Annotated in this window: 11 protein-coding genes; 1 reads left to right on the plus strand and 10 read right to left on the minus strand. The window is 63.6% G+C overall.

What is annotated here, in order from left to right; genetic code table 11:
- Positions 1-25: 25 nt before the first annotated feature.
- Positions 26-814, minus strand: a complete 789-nt coding sequence (locus AB0M59_RS00005; RefSeq protein WP_364605892.1) for an IS701 family transposase — start codon at positions 812-814, stop codon at positions 26-28.
- A gap of 147 nt (positions 815-961) precedes the next feature.
- On the opposite strand from AB0M59_RS00005, the gene AB0M59_RS00010 reads away from it, so the two are divergent.
- On the plus strand, positions 962-1,186 hold the full coding sequence (locus AB0M59_RS00010; protein WP_364605895.1) for a hypothetical protein: 225 nt from the start codon (positions 962-964) through the stop codon (positions 1,184-1,186).
- A 568-nt stretch (positions 1,187-1,754) separates the two neighbouring features.
- On the opposite strand, the gene AB0M59_RS00015 is transcribed toward AB0M59_RS00010, so the two are convergent.
- From AB0M59_RS00015 to dpdE, 9 genes are all read right to left on the minus strand, one after another.
- Positions 1,755-2,036, minus strand: a complete 282-nt coding sequence (locus tag AB0M59_RS00015) for a hypothetical protein (protein WP_364605898.1) — start codon at positions 2,034-2,036, stop codon at positions 1,755-1,757.
- Positions 2,037-2,286: 250 nt separating this feature from the next.
- Positions 2,287-4,506: a protein DpdD gene (dpdD, locus tag AB0M59_RS00020; RefSeq protein ID WP_364605901.1), complete on the minus strand. Its 2,220-nt coding sequence runs from the start codon at positions 4,504-4,506 to the stop codon at positions 2,287-2,289.
- The gene (dpdK, locus tag AB0M59_RS00025) at positions 4,503-5,039 is read right to left on the minus strand and encodes a phospholipase D-like domain-containing protein DpdK (RefSeq protein WP_364605904.1); all 537 of its coding nucleotides are present in this window, start codon (positions 5,037-5,039) and stop codon (positions 4,503-4,505) included. Before dpdK ends, dpdD begins: the two co-directional genes overlap by 4 nt.
- Positions 5,036-9,487 (minus strand): protein DpdJ, encoded by a 4,452-nt coding sequence (gene dpdJ, locus AB0M59_RS00030; RefSeq protein WP_364605907.1) that lies wholly within the window; start codon positions 9,485-9,487, stop codon positions 5,036-5,038. The genes dpdK and dpdJ overlap by 4 nt, the downstream gene beginning before the upstream one ends.
- A complete protein-coding gene (locus tag AB0M59_RS00035) occupies positions 9,484-10,236 on the minus strand; it encodes a hypothetical protein (RefSeq protein ID WP_364605909.1) in 753 nt (250 codons plus the stop codon). The genes dpdJ and AB0M59_RS00035 overlap by 4 nt, the downstream gene beginning before the upstream one ends.
- Complete coding sequence (locus AB0M59_RS00040; RefSeq protein ID WP_364605912.1) at positions 10,233-13,205, minus strand: ATP-binding protein; 2,973 nt, start codon at positions 13,203-13,205, stop codon at positions 10,233-10,235. Before AB0M59_RS00040 ends, AB0M59_RS00035 begins: the two co-directional genes overlap by 4 nt.
- Positions 13,202-14,248, minus strand: a complete 1,047-nt coding sequence (locus AB0M59_RS00045; RefSeq protein ID WP_364605915.1) for a hypothetical protein — start codon at positions 14,246-14,248, stop codon at positions 13,202-13,204. The genes AB0M59_RS00040 and AB0M59_RS00045 overlap by 4 nt, the downstream gene beginning before the upstream one ends.
- Positions 14,249-16,678: a protein DpdF gene (gene dpdF / locus AB0M59_RS00050; RefSeq protein WP_364605918.1), complete on the minus strand. Its 2,430-nt coding sequence runs from the start codon at positions 16,676-16,678 to the stop codon at positions 14,249-14,251.
- Positions 16,678-19,845, minus strand: coding sequence for a protein DpdE (dpdE, locus tag AB0M59_RS00055; RefSeq protein WP_364605920.1), 3,168 nt, complete (start codon positions 19,843-19,845; stop codon positions 16,678-16,680). The genes dpdF and dpdE overlap by 1 nt, the downstream gene beginning before the upstream one ends.
- Positions 19,846-20,991: the final 1,146 nt, after the last annotated feature.

Genomic DNA, 20,991 nt, shown 5'->3' on the forward strand with positions numbered 1-20,991 from the left:
CGATCGGGATGCTCAGTCCCGACACCTACGAGCGGTCGCTGGCAGCGGCTGCCTGAACTGTGTAAGCCCCTGTCCACCGTTCGGGGTGAACCTCAACAGCCATCGCATAGGCGATTCCCTCGGCTTCCAGATATGACCGCAGCCCTGGATTCTGCCCGAACTCCTCGTCCGCGGCGAACCACGCGAACGGCACCCCGGCCACCACTGCCCGCGCGATCATGGCCTGAACCTGCTTCGGGCGGGTAGCGAACGTTACCTTCTCCGGCACGCGCGCCTCGGCTCGGCGCCGGGGATCGGCGCACCACGACTCATCGGGCAGATACAGTTCCCGGTCGATGAGCACCCGATCACCGGCCGTGTTGACATAGGCCAGGAACACGCCGATCTGACAGTTGTCGATCCGTCCCAGCGTGCCCGAATACTGTCGTTGAACACCCGCCGATTTGTTTCCCTTCTTGGCAAACCCGGTCGGGTCCGCGATCAGCACGCCGCGCGGATCAGCGAAATGATCCATCGCATACACGCGTACCAGATCCCGCGCTTCGTCGGCATCCCACGGCCACAGGTTCAACAACCGCTGAAGCGCCTTCGGCTCCGGATCCCCGGAATACTCCGCGATCGTCCAGCCGTTCTTCCGTTCCAGTGGAGCGATCAACCCGCGCACATAATGCCGGGCATGCGCACGCGAATCCGTCCGGTAGAACAACCCGTCAAGACGCGCGCACACATCCCGAAACTCGTGATCCCACGCGGCCAGATCTTCCCGAGTCGCACCGCCCGCGACGTCAGCCCGCCCAGCAGAAGGAATGCTCACACGCAAACCCTCGCACAATCGGCAGTCGATATCGCGAAGCGACACGCAAAGATCTAGCCCTGTAGTACTAGCCGCTTCGGCGTGGTCTCTGCGGCGCAATCTCGTCGGCTCCGCCGCTACCGATGCGGTGACGATGGGGGATCGGACATGAATCGCGAGCCGTCCGCGTCCGGCATCGCCCTACTCAGGCACGTGATCAACGACGCTGCCCGCACCCGTCGAATGGCCGCCCTCATCGTCGTCGGAACGCTAGCGTTGACGGCCGTCGGCGGTGTCGTGTTGCTGCTGGTGCACTTCGCCGGAGTTCCCTCGACTGCGACGGCTGGCGTGATCGGCCTCCTCGCGGGGTTCGCCAAGCGGCGGCGACGTTAGAGCGCGGACCAGGAAAGACCGGACTCCAGCTGAGAATCCCGGTTGCCGGTCGTGGCCGTGGCACGGTGGCGCCGCCGGCGTCGACGCGCACGCCGTGCCCGGGGATCCCGCGGGTCCATGGGTTCAAGTCCCGCTTTGAGCATGCAGACGTGGAAATTTCTCGCGCGGAGGCGGGCCACTTAAGCTGCAGGTCAGTGGTGAACTTCAGCGTGGGGCTATCGATCAACTCGGTCCTCCAACTGGGACTGAGGCCCCACCAGGGCAGGCAATACCGGCTGCCCGATCGAGACGGTGTAAGGCTCGACAGCCTTTCCGGTCACACTGCCGACGAGGTCGATCTAAGCGTGCGCACATCCTCCGCAAGGGGGCAATTGGTGTACGCACGGACCGACGACATGGTGGCACGTTCGCCGATCATGCCGCCGTGGGCGATCTACCCGTTGTCGCCCGAGCTGTGCACCAGGCTGATTGCCGACTACGCGTTGTTCATCGTGACGATGTCCAGCGATGCGGTGCTGGCCGCGCTCGACGATGTCGGTCTGGCGGCCGAATGGGTACTTCCAGCCGATCAAGGCTGCTGGACACGCTCGGCCGGGCGGAGGGGTGTTCGCCGCCGGAGACGGAGGTCCTGGTCGACGTTGACGTCGCCGCGGCAGCGGCGAGCGCGGGCGGCGCGGCGGTCGCCGGAGTGCAACTGGACGCAGAGCAGAATGGTGAGGGTGGCGATCAGGAGCGCGAAGGTTCCGGCGGCGGCATCGGCGGCGCGGGCCCCGGCGATGAATAGAGCGACGCCGGCGGCAATCGCTGTGATCAGGGCAAGAAGGTCGTACGGGTCGGGGCGCGGCGGCATGCTGGAGTCTCCTGGATGAGGGGGACAGTTGCGGCGAACTCGCCGGCCCGACGCCGACTCTGCTCCTGAGTGCGACGGTGTGTAAATTTGTTTCTGAAACTAATCATCGATCCTGCCGAAAGATCCCTCCCTCGTCTCAGGCACCAGTCAGCCGACAACAACGTCATGACCCGCAACAGCTAGCTGAGCGCTGTTCCACGTGGTGCGGTGGTGGCAGATCGTTCAGTCGTGCACGGCGCCCGACTTGTGATCACGAAGCGATTGAGTTGCAGAATCTGCTCAGCGCACTTTCGGTGGCTTCGACTAAGGAGACGGTGCCTTTCCCGCGCGCATAATCCAGGGGTGCCTTCCCGCGGGCGGTCTTCAGTGCATCTGTGGCCGCATGCGCCGCTGCCTTATCAGCAATTATCAAGATGTCGGCTGTTTTTGCGGCGTTTCGCAGACCATCTGTGGCCACTTTTTCTGTGAGCGACTGAACTTTCACGCCCGGATACCGCTTTTGAATTATGGACGCCGCGCGAGCGTTTGCCTGTTCCATCAAGGAGTAGATGGCGATCGACGTTCCCGTGGGAACTTGCGGGTGCTGGGGCGCCTTTGGGTCAGCAGGGGGAGGGGGTGACAGTTCCGCCAGGTCGAGACCGAATTCGGTCCCGAGTGCGATTGCCACCTCGAGCCAGTTGGCGTCCAGTCTTAGTGCGTTGTGCTGGCCGACCCGGCTCAGCACTGCCATGGCGAAAGTTGAGAGTGACTGATCATCATCAGGGCGAAGGTACGCCAGCACCTCTAACGTTTCCAAATTGAAGCGCAAGTCTGCGGCCGTGAGGAAGGGTGTCCAAGCGAGGTTCAGGTTGTCGATGATGTTGCCATAAGTCGCGGTGTTGACGCCGCACGCAAGAGTTCGGCTGACCAGGTCCGTCACCCTCATGGCGCGCCGGCGATTGCCTGACTCATCGCCGAGCGCCCACGTCTCGGTTGTGAGGACTCGCAATTCCTGGATGCCCGGCAAGTCGCCGGCGGCGCTGAAAAGATTGCGTTCGATGTCAAGGAGCAGGTCGACCATCTCGCCCAGGAGGTTGATATCCAAAGATTCGCTCGTCGAGCGCACGGCGCCGATGACGTCCTGGAGTCCCCCTGAGCGCATGAGCCGGGACACAGATTGGGCGCGCAACTCGTCAAGTGCCTTCGTGCGCTGTGTGGCACTGGTCGCTGAGAACGCGGCTTCAAGCGCATCACTGAACCGGGCCGTCGCGATATCTGCTTCCGGTGCAGAATTCGTTAGCCTGACCGCCAGTGCGTCCGCCGCAGGTGTGCCGGAAAGTTTGAGCTGCCATTGCTTGAAAAGTGCGATCGCGCTCGGGGTGAACGTCTTGACAAGTGCATCGACCAGCAGTGGAGCCAGTTCCGCCGTGGGCGACATCTCGGCCATCAGATCGATCGCTGCGTCGAATCGCTTTCCCTCCATTGCCGCCGTAACGTCGGAGAGGACTACCTTTCGGCGGATTTGAGTAGCTTGACTGTCGTCCGACGCCGTCAAGAGTGCGGCCAGGCCGCTGTGCGCGAGGGCATGGTCTAGCCAACCCGCGTCACTAAGGTGTTCGGCGACTTCCGTCGGGCTCTCGTCATTGGCCAGGGACCAGAAAGCGTAGAACTGCGATCCCGCCGCGGACCGGATGGTCGTCACCGTCGGCACCAATGCACCGAACTTCGACGCCGCGTTGACGAAGTCCGCGACCGAGGCGTTGGCTGTCAATCGTGCCAGTGCTAGTCGAGCGAGCGCGTCAGAGGCGAGAACGGGCCTGTCCAGGCGAAGTAGGTCCGGCAGTTGCTCCAGTTGCTCCAGTTCGTCCCACCGCTCGAAAGTCGCCAGAAACTGCAGTCGCTGGAACAGGCGGTTCACTTTGGAGAGTCGGTGGTCCTGCTCGATGAGCAGCAGCAGTTCATGCGCGGATACTTCTGAGCCTGCTGCGCAGGCATCCCAGAAGTCGCCGATCAGTGTCCCCAGATGAGGAGACAGCCGCACCTTGCGGTGCGGCCGAGTCGCGAGCACCCGGGTCAGCCGCTGAAGGCTGTTCTGCACCTCACGGACGGCGTTGCTGTCTTTGGCAACCAGGAAGCGGAGGGCCTTTCCCTCGGTGCCGACGAACGCGTGGACATTTGCGTCCGCCGGAGTCGTCGATTCAGCCGGTACGTGCTTGATGTCCGTATCGATCCATGTCCCGGCGTGCGCGCGAACCAAGTCGCGTACCCAGAGGCGCTGGTCGCGGTTCGGGCAGATCGCGTACCAGTAGTCCCATTGACCCTTACGTCCGGGGAGGAAGAAGGGCGAAGGTGACTCGGCCATCCAGGCGGCCCGCCCCTGTTCCACGAACCACTTCAGTCGCGCGTTTTCCGATGGGCGCAACTCGTTGGGAGCCGAGTAGAAGTCCGCCAGGAACGTTTCCCACCTCGCCGTTCGATCGGTGTCCGTCATGCGAACAGACCGCGTAGTTCGGTGGACACCGTGGTGACCATGGTGCTGTCGGTGGTCACGGTGATCAACTCTCCGTTCATCGATACGCCACTCTTGGTCAAGTTCATCGATCCGTAGATCGCCCAGGAATCAGCCACCAACGCCTTCTCATGACTGAAGACCTTGCGGTTCTGTGACAGGCGTACTGTTTCCAGTTGATCGGTTGTGCCGTCCAACGCAGCACCTTGACTAAGACGGTCGACCAGTTCGGACTCTCGCTCGCCAGGTCCGCAGGCCAAACGCACGTCGACGCCTCGCGCGAGCAAGGAGCGCAGCACAGCGGAAAAGGGGACCATCGTCGCGACCCACGACTGCTCGATTGCCGTGAACTGGCCACCCCGGTTGTCCAGTGCTGCGAAGTCGGACATCCAAGGTGAGACGACCATGATGTTCTTGCCCGGGCACAGCAGTTCTGCGGCCAGCATGCCTTCGATGCAGGCGGCGAGGTCTCGCGTGGGTGAAGCCGCTCTGCGGTGGATGAGTCTGGTGTTCATTGCGGAGCCTCTTGCAGGTTCATCGAAATGGAGAAGCGACCATTCTCGCGGAGGACGCAGTCGAGTTTCGGGTGCACGTGCAGCCAGTCGACCTCCAGCGGGGTGACCATCAGTCCACGCATCGCGTCCGACAGCACAGTCGAGTTGTCAGAGGAACTGAATATCCGAGCACTGCCCCACGTCCGCAACACCGACACGACGTCCTCGCGCCAGCAGGCCTGGTCGACGTCGACCGCACGCGCCTGCTCTGGCAGGACGTCTCTGAGCAGGCTTCGCTCTGTGGCGGGTGGGTTCAGCACGAATCGATTGCTCGTGCGAAGGGTCTCGGGACGGCGTGCGCAGGCTCGCGTCCACAACAGGCTCAGTAGGGTCGACTGTTTCTGGACCTCCCACTCAGTGCTGGTGCGCGGGCTCGCGATGCGCTTGAGCAGAGCTAGGACCTCCTCGTCCTCGGCGAGGAAAGTGCAAATCGCCCGGTGGTCGATCGCGAATCGCGCGCGGACGTCGAACTCGTCCCACTTGCGAAGCAGCAGCCGCAGTAGTTTGTCACTTTCCTGGACAGAACCGGGGCGGAAAACTCGGGTCGCGAGGGCGGAGATCGTGGCGTGGCTCCTGGCGACCCCCTTTTCCGAGATGAGCGCGATGAGGGCTTGCCAACTGGCTAGCCTGTCTCCTCGGCCGGCTCTGAACGTCGCTGCGGCGTTGGCGACGTCGGGGTCATCGGCGAGTAGCGTCAGCACCCGTCGCAGAGAGTAGTCGACCTCCTCCGTGTCGGACGGCTCTGCTGCGCCCGCAACGAGCGAGTCGAACCGACGGGGGTCGTCCGCGATCCGTTCGGTCAGCGTTTCGACGAGCCCGCCACCGCCCGTCACGGCATCGGAGAGAACGATGTGAGCCGTGGGGCCGCCGGCGTCGATGACGTCGACAACAGCATCCGTGTCGACGTTGAAGTCGGCACACAGTTGCTGAGCAGCTGACTGCCAAGCGGCCGCAACGGTTTGGAGGAATCGGGCCCGCAGCCACGGAGCCCACTCCTCGCTGGGGTCGTCGACGAGTGCGCTGACGGCGTTTCGCAGCACGTCGGTGTAGCGAGGCTGGTCGATCGCGTCGAGCACGACGTCCCGCAGTGGAGTCTCGTCGATGGAGCTGTGCGTGGTCGCCAGCAAGACTCCGTCCACCACCTCGGCCGCCAGTTCCCGCCACTCGCGAGGCGTGGACGACACGAGATCGGCGACGTCACTGCCGTGAAGAATCTTGCCCGCGGCCACGGAAAGCGCGACGTCGGTCACCCACATCGCGCCGAACGGGTCTAACTCTTCCGCCTCAAGGCCCTGCTTGACGAGGTGGGTGAACCGGTCGGTGCGCAGTTGACGCAGGCGTTCTTCGTCCAAGTGCAGGTTGAACTCCGCGACGGTCGACGGCACGACGACGGTCATGCGCAGGGCGTCCACTGCGGCGGCGAAGCCGACCGCAGCTGGCTCACCCTGTCGCGTGAACGTGTAGTCCCGCCGTTCGCGAGTTCTCCGGGTCACGATCTCAGCGGTACCTCCGAGGGCGAATCGCCACGTTCGCAGCGGTCCACGGCCCACGTTGAGGAACGCAGTCACCTCTGACACCAGATCGCCGAGCGGACCGGTACGCGGGCGCGGGAGTGGCGTTCCCTCGGCGTCCGAGTCGATCAGGAGCTGCCAGCGCAGCCTGCCGTTGGAGGTCGGCAGGATGGTGCCGCCGGGCTTCTCGGGCTTCAGACGGGTCGGGCGAACGAGCGGGAGTTGCCTGTCGTCCACCGTTACGTAGTGGACCACATCGCCGCCGGGTGCCAGTTTGTCGTCCAGGTCCACCACACCGTCGGGCGGCACATCAATCCACAGCCCACCGACCTTACGCACCGCCCAGCGAAGGGTGACTTTGCCCGGGGCCAGTTCGGTCAAGCCCATGGCCACGGGCAGTGACGTCCTAGCGGCCTCGTCGTAGTCGTCCGGCGGCTCGACGTCGACCTCTGGCAGCAAGAGGTCGCTGAACAGGTTGGACGGGATGTACTCGGGTAGCGGGTGCCGCGCGGTCGTGTCCGACTTTTCGACGAGGTGGTGATCCTCGTCGACCGCGGTCCAGTTGCTCGCTGCCCGTCTGCGAGCGGTGGGTACGGCTTCCAGGAGCAGCGACCGGGGATGCTCCCAGCACACGCTCCATATTTCTTGGTCGGTCAGTCCCAGGCTGGACTGCACGAAGTCGACGAGACTCCGCTGGGGTTCTCCGCCCTCGATCACCGCATCGAGCAAGGCTGCGATCTCAGCCAAGCGAGCCCTCGCCAACTGCTCGTACCCGTCGTTTTTGGGCGGACTGCTGAGCGTGACGCGAGGCGACCACTTCATGCCGCGCTTGTCAGATTCCAGGCGGACGGCGATCCAGTCGACCAGGCACATTGCAGCCTGCATCTTCCTGACCGCCTGGTTGCCCAGGGGCAGGCTCTTCGCCGGGATGGAGGGGTCAAGGATGGTTTCGTAGGACTGGAACGCCAGCCGATCTCGTCCGAAGTCCGAGAGCACCACAACGGTCCACGGCCGCTGGGACTGAAGTCTGCCTGCTCGACCCTTCCGCTGCAGGAACTGGGCGATATCGCGAGGAGCTTTGTGCTGCAGTACGGCTCCGACGCGGGGGTCGTCGTACCCCACCTCCAACGACGAGGTGGCCACGATGATGTCGGCGTTTGTGCTCACACCGGTGTCTTGCGAGGAGGTGCGGGAAACGACCAGGGAGCGGTCGTCGAAACCCAGGCTCTCGGGTAGCCACCAGTGCTGGCCGTCCCGCTCCCAGGCTTCCGGATCGATCTCGTCGGGCTTGCTTTCCGCATGCTTGAGCAAGCGCAGCGCGGCCAAGCCGGGCCCTTCGACCTCGCCGAACGGATTGCGGCCCTCGGCGCTGAGCAGTTGCCGGTAAAGGCGGTTGACCAAGTCGAGGTTCTCGAGAAAGGCGAACACGCGACTACCGAAGGGCTTGCCCAGACTGTCTCCGTTGTCCTCCAGCACTCGCCGCAAGAGCATCAGGCTCTGGATCGTCGTCGAGAGTAGCGCGGATTGAGACGCTGGGTCGCCGCGGAGCAGGAGTTGGTACTCACTTCCTTGCGGCTTGAGATCGGCCGGTTTCGGGCGGACGTCCTCAACCGCATCGGCGGGCAGGCCGCACAGATCGGCGAAGAATGTGGCTGCATTGGCGAGCGTGGCGCTCAACCCCACCCAGGTCACCGGCTTGCCGAGCAGTTTGCGCCACCTGCGCAGCAGGTACGCGACCTGGGCTCCGTTGGTTCCCGTGTACGTGTGGATCTCGTCCAGCAGGATCAGGTCCGGTACTCGCGCGCTGCCTCCGCCCAGTCCGAAGACGTGGCGCGACCAACCGTCGCTCATCTGCTGGTTCAGCATCTCACTGGTGGTGAACAGGATGTCGGGAGGATCAGCTTGCATCGCGTCGCGGGTGAGCCGCAGTTCATCGGAGGTCACCCGGTCTTTGCACTTCAGGCACCGAAGACTGCCCCAGTTGCGGGAGGCTGTGTTCTCCGTCGGCTTGTCCCACACCAGTTGGCCGTCGCACGCTGATCCGTCACTTTCGACCGACGGGCACTTCAGGAACGGGCAGATGTAGCGCTTTACGGCTTTGGACCAGCGCCAGCCTTCCCGGTCGTGTGAATTGGCGAGTGTCTTCCGAGGGGTGAGACCGAAGTAGGCGCCAATGGTCAACTTGCGACCGCCGGCCGCGCGCAGACTGCGGACTTCGCGGAGCGCGGTGACGAACTGATCCTTGAGCAGTTCGTTCCTCGGGTAGATCGCCATGGCGCGGGGACTGGTGGGTCCTGCCGCCGCCATTCTTGCCATGGCGGGGAGGTAGAAAGCCAAGGTCTTCCCGCTGCCGGTACCCGCGCTCACCACCACGCCACGGTCAGCGCCGGACTGCGCGGCCCTGGTGACGGCAACCGTGGCGTCCAGTTGGAAGCGCGACAGCTTTCGCCCGCTGAGGAGCCTGCTCACTTCGTTCACGAGCGGACCAGGTATATCGAGTACCGAGAGTTCGCGCAGGCAGGACTCGGCGTCCAGCGTACGCTCGGAAAACATGCGCGGCCTGCGGAGGAAGCGTATGTCCGAAACCAGCCGGCTGCCGGTCTGCCACGGTCGGTTCGGGAACAGTTGGCGCAATCGGCTGAACAAGCGAACCGTCTCGGCCATCCGGGTCCGATACTGGACGGGTGCGCTCCGCGGGAGTGAGAACAAGAGGTTTTCCGACTCGAGTTGTTGCAAGCACGACTCGGAGTCGCCGCAGTCCCACTTGTCGTCGAGCAGGTCGAGGAGTTGTTCACGGCTCCACGACTCGTCGAGCAGGCCCCACGCCAAGTGGCGGGCCTCGGCCTCCTCGATCAGGTCGAGCGCGCTCATCAGGTCGGGGCGGGGGATGGTGCTCACAGTCGAAGTACAACCTTCAGGTCAGCTGTGTTGGCGGGGTCTGACAGCCACTGGGACACGCTCGGGGTGATCGCACTCCATGGCGCGCCTCCCTCGGTGGCTGCAAGTCTGAGGAACTCCTTGATCTCAGGGTGGTGCTTCTCCAATGCTGCTTCCAGCAGCGGATGCTCCCGCGTCCACTGTTCGGCCTGTGCGGCGATCCTATCGAGTGACGCCACGAGTTTGTCGACAGCCATTTCGGGCAACGGCGCCTGCAAAGTCCTCTGGAGGCTCTGCAGCCTCACGACGAGTGCCTCGCTGACGCCGGAGTAGCCGTGCACCGGTGACTGGATGTCCGCGGGCAGGAGTTGCTGCCGTCTGAGCTTGGCTGCTCTGGCGAGGTGGAGTTCGAGTTCCTTGGCAATGCGCTCGCACGTTGCCAAGGCGCTGTCGACCGACTGTGATCGAGCCCGTTCGGCGGAGGCCCTTGGATCTGTGCGCTCGATGGTGGTCGCGGTGGTCCGCAAGGTCCGCTTGGCGGCCGGGATGTCATTCAACAACGTTCGCTGAAGGGTCGGGAAAGGAATCTCGTGTCGCTCCAGGTCCTGGACGGCGTCCGTGGTGGCTGACAACCGGCGGCGGCACACCTGAGATCTCGCCGAGACCGACTCGACGATGGATCGAGCCTGCTGGTCCTGCTCCCTCTCCTTGACGTCACCCAAGTGCTCGATCAGTCGTCGTGCACGTGTGGCCAGTGATGGCGTTGTCACCTTCGGCCTCCGTGCTTCGTGATGTCGTCCAGCACCTGGGCGAGTTCTCGAAACTCGACCACCAACTTCTCGGTCTCGATGGCGGTACTGGTCCCGGCGCCGGCTGGAACGTCCTGCTCGATGGCCTTGAGCATCTGGTCGACCACCCCGGTGTAGTGGTTCAGGGCTTGGAGCGCGGGCAGGGGATCGTTGCGAATCTGCCACAGATCGGCGGGGCCGACGCCATCCGACAGTTTCTTCGCGAGCTTCCGGTAGATCGTCATCCCGTCGCTCTGGAGCCGGCTGACAGCAAGGTCGTGCTGCTCCTTCGACTGGGAGTAGGGCAGTTTGCCCGCCGCATGCCCGACTTCAACGAGTTGATCGATCACTGCGCGTGTCGACTCCCAGTCATCGTCCGGGGAGATCCGGGTCTTCAGTTCGTCCACGACCTTGGCGATCTCTCCCCAGGCGCGGTTGGAAGCACGCTCCAGTCTAACTTGCAGGAATTGTCGAGTATCGCTGTCGGCGTCGTGACCTGTTGTAGAAAAGTCTCCGATTTTTAGCGATCTGGTGATGTGCGCGTAGATCAGACCGGTGTCCATCAAAGATGGAGCACCTTTTCCCTTGGCGGCCGTTGCGTGATCACGGATGGTGATCAAGGCATTGACGTGAGTTTTTTTGCTGTCCTTGGCGAACTGACGGACCGCTGCACTGGTGGGACCCGGTCCGACTTCGGGGATCAGCATCGACGGAAGTGCGTCCGCGACTGTGGTTCCTGGCTCATCGGATATGTTCCGTAGGACGGTCAAGATCGTGGCAGCATCTCGAAGTGCTGGATCGTCGTTCGCGCGGCCCAGCCTCGCAATCTTGTCGACATACTCGGCGATGCGGGTGTGGAGGTCGAAGTACCATCTGCCACCGTCAATCTCGTCGAGTGGGAGACCGGTAGACGCGGCGACGATCCCACGCAACATGAGAGCATTCTGGTCGCTGACTTTGATCTCGAAAGGGTTGTCTGACTTGATGCCGCCGCCGCCCTCGGCGCGCTCGATCCAGACGTCGCTGAGGCGCATGCTGTGTTCGCCGATACGCCACGAGTTCTTCCCCTCAGTTGTGACTGCAAGGCCGTAGGGGCCGCTGCGAAAAGAATCGAGGATCTTCGTTGAAATCCACACGCGGATCTTGTTCGCGGTGCCAGAACTCAGAGTCGTCTTGTCCGTCCATGCTTGAAACTCGTCAAGGGCTGAGGTTTTCGATGATGCTGCTGGGCCCTGCGTTCGATCGGTTGGTGTCGGCGGCGGTTTGGGTTCCTCGGCGACCGCTTCGTCATCGAGGTCCGTGATCTTGACGTGCAAGTATTCGGCAATGCGCGTCACCGCGCTGTCAAGGACCAGTGGAGACTTCGCGTAGAACGCCCGGAGACTCATCTCGGCCTCCGAGGAGATCGAGTTCTCCCTGCTGATCGCTGCCCGGACCATTACCGGGACCTCACGTCGGGTTGGATCGAGGTCTTTGGCGAACTCTTTTGAGGGGAATGTCCCGTTCATTTCCAATTCACTCTCGGCGACCTCGAGAGGATCGCGGATCGCGTGTCGAAGGATGAACCGGGGCCGAAAGTTTTCGCCGTTGGACAGGCTGACCAAGCGGTCAACTGCGGTCGCGTTGAAAGGAAAGAGTCCATGCCCCAACGAACTGGTGCCGAACGTCGCGTGACACTCGGATTGGATGGGGCATTTCAGACAGGCGTTCTTCGGTGAGTCGGAGCCCGGCCTGCCGGATTGGAAGGCGAGCAGGTCTTCGTCTTTCAATCGCCCCGCATTCAAGTACCTCCCAACGAAGTCCCGTAGACCTTCGCGCCCGATCGTGCCGGTGTAGATGTCCACTTTGAAGAGGATGCCGCGGTCGGCGAACGTGGATACTGAACCGAGATAACCGTCCGTGACAGCAATGGCCGCACGCAACGTGCACAACTCGCTGCTGGCGGGGATGGTCAGTGCCTGCGCCAACTGCTTGTCGATGCCGTGCAGCAGGACCAAGTCTTCGATGAACAGGCAGAGTTCGTGCCCACGCGCCTTGATCTCCCTGCGGACGTCCTCGAAAACCTCGATCAGGTTTGTGTTCGGTCCGGTGAAGACCTCGGCCTTAGCGCGTTCTAGGTATGAATCGCAGAGCGCTGCGATCTCAGAGCGAAGGCGGGAGCTGCCGTTGACTTTGTTGACCAGTTTTTGGATTTCCTGGCCCGCATCCTCGAACCTGCCGGGGTCGACGCGCAGGTCCTGCTCTGTGAGGTGCAAGCTTGCCTCGTCGGTCTCCGCGGCCTCCGAACTCGTGAGCGCAATGCGGACGAGTCGGCGGACTGGGCCGTCCGACCTGCTCAACTCTTGTCGGAAGGTGAAGTCGCCCAGCAATCGGTGCGCTTGCTTCCGCAGGTAGGCAATTTCCGCGGGTTCTGCCTCCGGCAGGTTCTTCAAGTCGGGAGACTGATCGAACTGGACCAGGTGGTCGAGTCGGGCGAGGAGAGCACTCATGGCTTCTTCGTCACTGGTGATTTCGGAGCCTGCTTTGGCCAGTGCCTCTCGAAGCTGCGTCGCCTTGGGAGTGTCGATTCCCTCCAAGATGCGCTCGATGACTCGGCGCAGGTTCGTGTTGCGTTTTTCGATATACACGATGTGCCAGTTCGGCCGAGGTCCGACCTGGGACTTCAGCCACCGCACCAGGTGGCTCTTGCCCGTCCCCTTCGCTCCAGTGACGAAGACCAGGCGCGGTTCGTTCGCGTGGAGCGGCTTGGTGAATTCGCTGAGGAGGTGGGCCTCCGTGGTGGGGGTCTCCTGGGATCCGTTCACATCGCGAACGGTGACCAGAGGCAATGGTTGGTGGATAGCGGAGAAGACGGCGTCGGCGCGCTGGTCACCGACTTCTAATCCGCCGACATCGATTTGAGTCGCGAAGGCCACTGCCTTTCGGTCCCAGCAGACGAGGTCGCCGCTCATGCCCTGCTCCTCCGGTCTTCGTTGTCTGCGAGCCATTCGACACTGGTGAAAGCCCTGTCTCCGGACTGGTCCGTGTGCAGGCGGACTACGTACACGCCGGTGTCGCTCTTTTGGGTGAGTTTTACGGCGCCGTCTGCTTCCATTTGCAACAATGAGATCGACAATGCCGGAGACAGGACTCGAGTCGCCCCGGACAACTCTGGGATGAACCTCCGCTGCAGCGCGCCTCCGTCGAGCAACGGCACTGCGTCGGCGCAATGCTCTACGAATGCTCCTGCGTCGTAAACGCCTTGCGGTAGGCGCCCCAGTCTTATCTTGAGAGCAATACTCGCATCGGCGATGACACCGCTGTCGCCGGCTTGGCCCGTCAAGCCTAAGTAAAAGGACCAGCGACAGAACGCGGTCCACCGGGTTTCGTTGCGCACCGGCCACAGTTTATTATCATCACCGAAAGTGGATACCTGCAATTCCCGAAAACCGCGTTCCAAATTTGCTGATATGAATCGCGCGAACGGTTGAAGCGGCCTATCGGCGGCGTAGACGAGTTCCACTGCCTGGACAAGGTCGTTCACATCGTTCCGGTCGCCGGGGCTCGCTGTGGGGTCGGACAACCGGAACACGTTGTCGAGCAGGAACGCACGAAATGCGGTCGGCGTCACCTCTATGGGCCTCGACCACAGTTCGCTTGCTGTGGAGGCCAAGCTCACCTGCTTTTTCTCGAGGGTGACCAGGCCAAGCGTCTTCAATGCGAGGAGGGATTGGGTGGCGATCACCGCGCCGCCAGTCCTTTGCTTCCCCGGCGCAGTGTCGGTCGTTTGATCGTCTTCGTCTTCGATGGAGTCGGGTTCGTCGTCTTCGGCCGGGTTGACGGCCTCGTGCGCGTAGGCGCCGCCGAGTGGCTCCATGGCGGCGCTCAGGCCAGGTGGCGATACGAGGTTGAGCAACTCCTGGCGGGGAAACGGTCCGCCACCGACTGCTAACAGCGCTCTGACCAGGAAGCGCATGGCTTCCGGGAGCATGTCGGGGGAGTTCAAGAGCGCCACTCACAGCCTCCGAAGGATGTCGTTGATGTAGTACGACGAGCCCCATGCCTCTCGGAGCAGCGACCGGTCGTCGAACGGACTGGGGTGGTCCCTCGTCGTCAGTACCACGGCGAGCGGACTGCGAGTCACCTTCGACAACGCTTCTGCTGTGCCGAGAGCCCGCGCGTCACGGCGGATCGCGATGAGGGTCGAAACATCGAGTCCTTCGTCGTCGCCGAGTTCGGTGATCTTCCGCTCCCACCAGAGACGTTTGCCGGCCGGCAACGCCAACGTGTCATCGTCCGACGCGAAGACCAGGACACCCAGTGCGTGCAGGCGCCTCACCAGTTCCCGCTCCTCGGCATCCTGGTCGTCGTCAGTCCAAATGCACAGCTTGCCGTTTTCGGCCAAGCGCAGCAACGAAGGACGCGCCGCGACCGTCAAGTTGCCCGCCATCAGTGGCGGCACCGACGACTTTTCGGCGATGGGTTGGCCACCGGCCGACCGGCAGTGCGGGCACCCGCCGCACTGCCGAACCGAGGCGATCAGCCCGGACTCAGGGTGAAGTCGGTAGTGGGTTGCGAGGAAGCTGTTGGTGCATCCTGGCGTCCCGTTGAGCAGAGTCATCGCTGATCGGAGTGATGCCGAGGCTGCGCCCCGGCTTGACGACTGAGCAGCACGGAACTGCGCACGAAAAGCTCTCTCGTTACCGAGATTGCTCTGTTTGATGCGAACCGCGGTGGAACGACGATGCGCTGCGAAGATCTCTTGCATGACGTCGTCGGACACGTCGGCCGGCACGTCGGGCGGTGTGGGCCAGTCGAGTGAGATCATCCCTGCTCGGTCCATCCCACTTAGAGTCTGGAGGTTCCAGTAGCGGTTGGCATCGCTCCACGGGTAGGTGACGTCGTCTGTAGCGGCGGTCAGGTCGACTTCGAGCCGGTCGCCGGTCGCTGCGCCCAGTCGCATGGCCGTCCAGCGCTTCCATGCCTTCTCGTCACCGATGAGTCGCGCTTCGGACATCTGCCTGGCCACCCGCGCATCGGCTTGGGTCCACAGAACGACCGACGCGGCGGCTTTCCCGTCCCGGCCTGCGCGTCCCACCTCCTGGTACAGGCGGTCAACGGACTCCGGCACGCACAGGTGGACAACGGCCCTGATGCCGGGGATGTCGATTCCCAAGCCGAAGGCAGATGTCGCTACGACGACGTCCAGGTCATCACCGGGATCGCCGTCCAGGTTCAGGCGACGGACCACGCCTTTGCGTTGTTCCGCAGTCGACGAGCCGGTGACGCCCGCGATCGCGTGGAACCCGGCTGCCGTGAGCCACGACAGGGCGGTCCCCACGTTCGTCGACCGCTCCGATGTGTGCAGCGTGGTGTACACGAGCAGCGGTCGGGGCAGGCGTCTGCACGCCTCTATGAACCGGCGGCGTTTCTCGTCTTCATCGGTGCACTCGCTCGCCCACCAGGCCGGCTCCGGGCGAGTGGCCTGCGCCGACACGAGCAGCTCTTGAGCGCCCGGGAAGAGGCGCTGCAAGGTCGCGAAAGCGTGGTCGTCCAACGTCGCGGTGAGCATGACCGTCGTCGGTTGCTTGCCAGGGGGAGCTGTCTCGATCAACCTGGTACGCAGACCGGCCAAGCTATGGAACGCGGGACGAAAGTCATCTCCCCACTCGGCGATGATGTGTGCCTCGTCGATCGCCACAAGGTCGAGTCGGCCGTCGGCCGCCGCCTTCTCCAAAGGGCGGGCCAGCACCGTGCACGCCGCTTCCGGCGAGGTGATGACCAGCCACTGCGTCCCTTCTCGGACCCTGTCTGCCAGAGCTGACTTGGCTTCCGCGGACAGGCCGCTGTGATAAGCTAAGTCATGGTGTTCTCCGGTCATTTCCGACACCCGGCGCTCGACGTCCAGCGCGAGGGCGACGGTGGGTACGACCAGACACGTCTGCTTCGGGCGGCGTGAGATGGCGCGACTGAGGATCACGTCTGTTTTGCCGGATCCTGTGGGCAGTACACAGATGACCGAATCGCCGGGCTGTGCGGCACCAACTGCCCGCACCGCGTCCCGTTGGCCCGCGCTGAGGTAGTCATCGCGGTCGGTGGCTTCCTGGTAGAAGCGGTCAGCGCCCAGCCGCCAGTCCCTTCGCCGAACTGCCTTGCGCGCGGGTGCCTCGTCGGGAGGTGTGCTGTGGTGGTCGAGCCATTCGGGGAGCCAGGGCGTGGCTTTCCACTCGGTGGGACCGATGGGGCTGAAGCCGTGGTTGGCCCACATCACCGGCGCGATGGGCCGAAGGCCGGGTGAGTCGGTCAAGATCGATCCATATCCCCGTGCCACAAGAGCGGCTCGGACCAGGGCGAGGAGATCGCCGCCGGACGCTTTCGGATCGGTGAGCCTGCGTGCGAGTCGATCTTCCTGTGCGGCCAGATCATCGAGCGACAGAGAGCCCATCAGTTGCCCGTCCCGGTGATGAACACCGCTCCACAGCTTTCCAGGCTGAAGGTCGGGAAGCTGAGGGCGTGGGTCACGCTATCCGCGACCGCCTGGTCGAACGTCGATCGATCGCCGCGTTGTCGGCGGGCGGCCAAGATGGCGCGTTCGCGCAGGAAGACTTCTTCGGCGAGAGCTTTGGACCGCTCCACTCTGTCAACCATTCGTTTGCTGTTCTGTACCGCACTCAAGGCACCTGCGAAGGAAGTCTCGCAATGGTGTTCCCAATTCAAGGAGCCCACGAGTTCACGGAAGCGCTCAAGCCGGCTGCCCAGATTCTCGCCCTGGTGTGTCTCCAAGAACTTGACCTGCTGAGAAGTGCAGGCGCCCCTTCCGAGCGTCCACCAGACTCGCTCGACGGTCGTGGGCATGAAGTGCTCCGCGCGCGACTTGACGGCGCGGACGAACGCCTCGTCGGCGTTTCCCGCGTTGACTACCTGGTTGGGCCCTACCTTGATGTCGAAGGACATTACGATCGTGGGGCGCTCGTCGCGCGGGAGTTTGGGTATAGCGATCTCCACCGCGAATGCGCGTCCACGGTCGTCGCCCTCAGCGAACTCGGAGAAGGCGTTGACCAGCGGCTCGCCCCAGCGGAGGAATGCATGTCCGGCAGTTGCGTTGATGCGATCGGTTGTGTAGGTGCGTTGCAAAGTGTCGACGCCAATCGCCTTGACCTCCGTTTCGGTCAGTAGGGGAGGTCGCCTCCTGCCCGCTTGGAACCGGATGCCATCCTCGGCGTATTCGACCGCGAAGCCGAGCATCTCATGGACGTAGCCGATGGCTGCGTTGGAGATCGTCTGCTGCTTGGCGTCGAACTCCGCGATCCGATCGGCGAGTTCCTCGTCCTCCGCGCGATCTTCGATGCTGTCCAGTGAGTCCTGGCCCGTGATCCGCCGGCGCTCCACCTCCAGCTCGGCTGCGCGGCCCTCGAGCGAGGCCTCTGCACCGGTGAGGGCCGATCTCACCGCCTCCGCGAAGAACTCCGCCTCGATGTCAGCGAGCACGTACTGCAACGTGGCTGTGGACGAGGTATACGCGCCGAATACCTTGTTCAGTACTCGCGTCCACGCATCGAACTGGCGGCTCACTTCGGGGTCCACGTCCTCGACCAGCACTGACCTGATCGGCGAGGCGACCTCGCTCCAGCGGTCGAACCGCCCCAACCGCTGCTCGAGGTGCGAACTCGATGTAGGTGTGTCGAGGTGGAGGACTTCTTCGACGATTTGGAGGTTGACCCCTTCCTCGGCGGACCTGTCCAACACGACGAACGTTCGTTCGCTGCTTCGCTCGAAGTTTGCGATCTGTGCGCTGCGATCCGAGGGGCTCTGCCCTTCCAACAGGGCGGTCACGCGATGACTCTTCACCTCGTTGACCAGCGCCTCGAAGACCATGCGCGCGGTGTTCGGGTAGGTACAGACGATGGCGTGCTTGCCGCGCGTTGCGCGTTGGCGTGCCCAGGTACACATCGCGGAGATGCGATCTGATGGCACGTCCTTGTCGAGCAGCAGGGTGAGCCTCCGCGCGAGTTCATCCGCAGCATCGATCTCCTGCAGCACGACCACCGCAGCGAGTTCGTCCGGGGACAGGTCGTGAGCATCGTCCTGTCGCAGCGCCGCCACCAGGTCGGAGAGCGCTTGCGCGGGCGCAAGGAAACGCCCGAGCAGGACTTGCAGCGTTCGACCGGCATCGATTCGGCCAGACAGTTCTAGTTCGATTCGGACGTCATCGAACAGTGCGAACATCGCACGGCGACGTGCGTCGGGGTCGACCAGTGCGTGTTGCTCTGCGAGTGTGCGACCTCGCACGGGGAAAGACTTTTTAGCTACGCTCGACCGGCGGTTCCTGATCATCCGGCGGTGGAGCCGGTAGGTCTCGGACACGTGGAGGCGGAGTCGGCCCACTTCGGTGCGGACCGCAGCCGGGTCGTCTTCCTCGATGGCCCTCATGGCGGCGGGCACGATCATCCCGACGAGTTCGTCGTCGGGAAGCAGGCCAGCAATCTCGTCGAGGGGTTCGTCGAGGTAGCGTAACGGCAGGTCGCCATCCAACGCCGACATCGCCAGCGCCAGGTCGTCGCGCATCGAGACGCGCTGGCGGAACGCCTGGACGTCGGACAAGGGGTAGTTCTTGGCGTCGAGAAGGTGGAGCAAACCGAGGAACGCGTCTTCGTTGCTCCGTACCGGCGTTGCACTCAGCAGGAGCAGCGCACTTGACGAGTGTGCGACCCCCGCGAGTGCCTGGTAGCGGCGGAGGCGTTGGTCGTCTTTGTCGTAGGCGACGTGGTCGGTGAAACGATGGGCCTCGTCGACGACCGTTAGGAGTCGTTCGTCGGGGTGTTCGTCCTCAATGCGTGAGTGCCCGATGACCCGCACGCGTCTTTTGAACTGTCCGACCCTGAACTTCGTGGTCAGTTCCGCCCTCCACTGCTCCACCAGGTGGTCCGGCACGACGACAAGTACTTGTCCAGGACCGTCGAGCAGGAGTTGTCGGATGACCATCCCGGCCTCGATGGTCTTGCCCAGTCCGACCTCGTCTGCGAGCAGGTAACGGGGAATGGGGTCGGTCAACACCCGCCGCGCCGCGCCCACCTGGTGTTCATGGATCTCCACGGCTGAAGACAGCAGTCCGCCGAGTCCGCGCACTGCACTCCGCTGTTCCGCCACGCTGCGCAGGAACCTGGTCCTCCTGGTGTGGAAGTACTGGGTCTCCACCGTACCGGTCTTCAAGAGCGGCAAGGGGTCGAGCAGTGGCATCTTCCACCGGACACGTAGTTCCGAGGCGTGGACGACAGCGGTTTCCAAGTTGGGAAACTCGACGTAGTAGGCCTCTTCTCCGTCCAGTGTATGCGCGATACTGATCCGGCCCACCATCCAACGATCCCCGCGGAACCACCATGTCCGCTGCTGAGATTCGAGTGTTGCCACGTAAAACGTACGCCCCGCGGAGTTGAGGATGACTTCGGGAGATGTAGGTGAATCGAAGAAGGACAACGTCTCCGCAGTTCGATCGAGTCGTCCCCAGCCGTACTCTTCGTCAAGCACGAACTGCGTGAGAGGCGTTCTGCGTGTGGGTCCCCGGCCGACTATTCCGTCGCCCCGTGAGTGGCTCACGTGATCGGCCCCCATCATCCGGTCAAACTCTTGATGCACAGGTGAGCGCGGTTATGAGTGATCACTTTGCACGCCCGCTGGTGAGGTTCATCGACTTGCTGCACGGTGTTGTTACACCAAAGTTCAAAGGTTGGACCTGCTCCTCAGGGTGATCCGCCGAGAGTCCACTTGTCTTCCGCGACCGCGGCAACGGGTACTGCTGTGAATGACCCGCAAGTACTGCCGTTCAACGGCATTTCCTCCGGAATGCACCACCTCCACCTCAGTTCGCAACTAACTCTACTACCCTCAAATCCGCTTCACCCGCCAACGCCACGCCATGCGGCAACCTCTAAGCCGATTTCCTCCGTCCCTTCCGGCGAGACCGAAGTACACGGCTACCTCGGTCTCTTCCTCTCCGACCCCTGTGCATGCCGCTCCCCGCGGCTCCGGCACCGAGTTCGTCGGACCTGGTCACCCATCCCGGACCAAGACCTCGGTGGCCGTCGGCGTTGCTGGCCGGCGGCAGAGTTGTCGGTAGTGGCGAAGTCGCGGTAGACATTGCAGTTGTTACAGCTGCCTCGTCGCGGGATCGCTGGTTCGATGTCGATCGTGACCGGCCGCTGACCACGACCGGGTGAGCACGGCCAGACCGCGCGATTGCGCCACGGAACTCGCAGCGGGCGGGTCCTGTCGAGGCTCGGCCGCCGGGGCGACGCGCCGGAGGCCGAGTGGTGCCGGTCCTTCAAGGCGTGGACTTCGTCGCGTTCGACGCGCTGGTCGCGGCCATGCCGCCGGTCGGGTGGGCCGAGCAGACCGTGCCGCTTGCCCGGGCGTCGCCGCGCGCTCGTCGCCGACGGCCTCTATGCCCGGGTCGACACGGCGGTCCGGGACCGGGTGGCGCGCGCGGACCCGCTGGTCGACCCGCGCGGCGGCCGGGCTGTCGTTGGCCGCGTTGCTGGGCGGAGATGCGGCAGCGGGACGCGGACGATCAGACCGGCGACGGCACCAGGTGGCAACCGCAGTTCCTCCTGCTCGCCACGGCCGATCCGAGCGTGCTGCCATCGGCCGGGCAGATCTGGTCGAGCGAGGCGAACGGCCCGGTTCGGGAGCCCTCGGGGACTGTTTGTCGCCGAACTGAGCCGGGCCGCGGTCGTGGAGCCGATGCTGGCGCCCGCCCTGCGC

This window comes from Amycolatopsis sp. NPDC051371, from assembly GCF_040682155.1.
In the GTDB taxonomy this organism is placed as follows: domain Bacteria; phylum Actinomycetota; class Actinomycetes; order Mycobacteriales; family Pseudonocardiaceae; genus Amycolatopsis.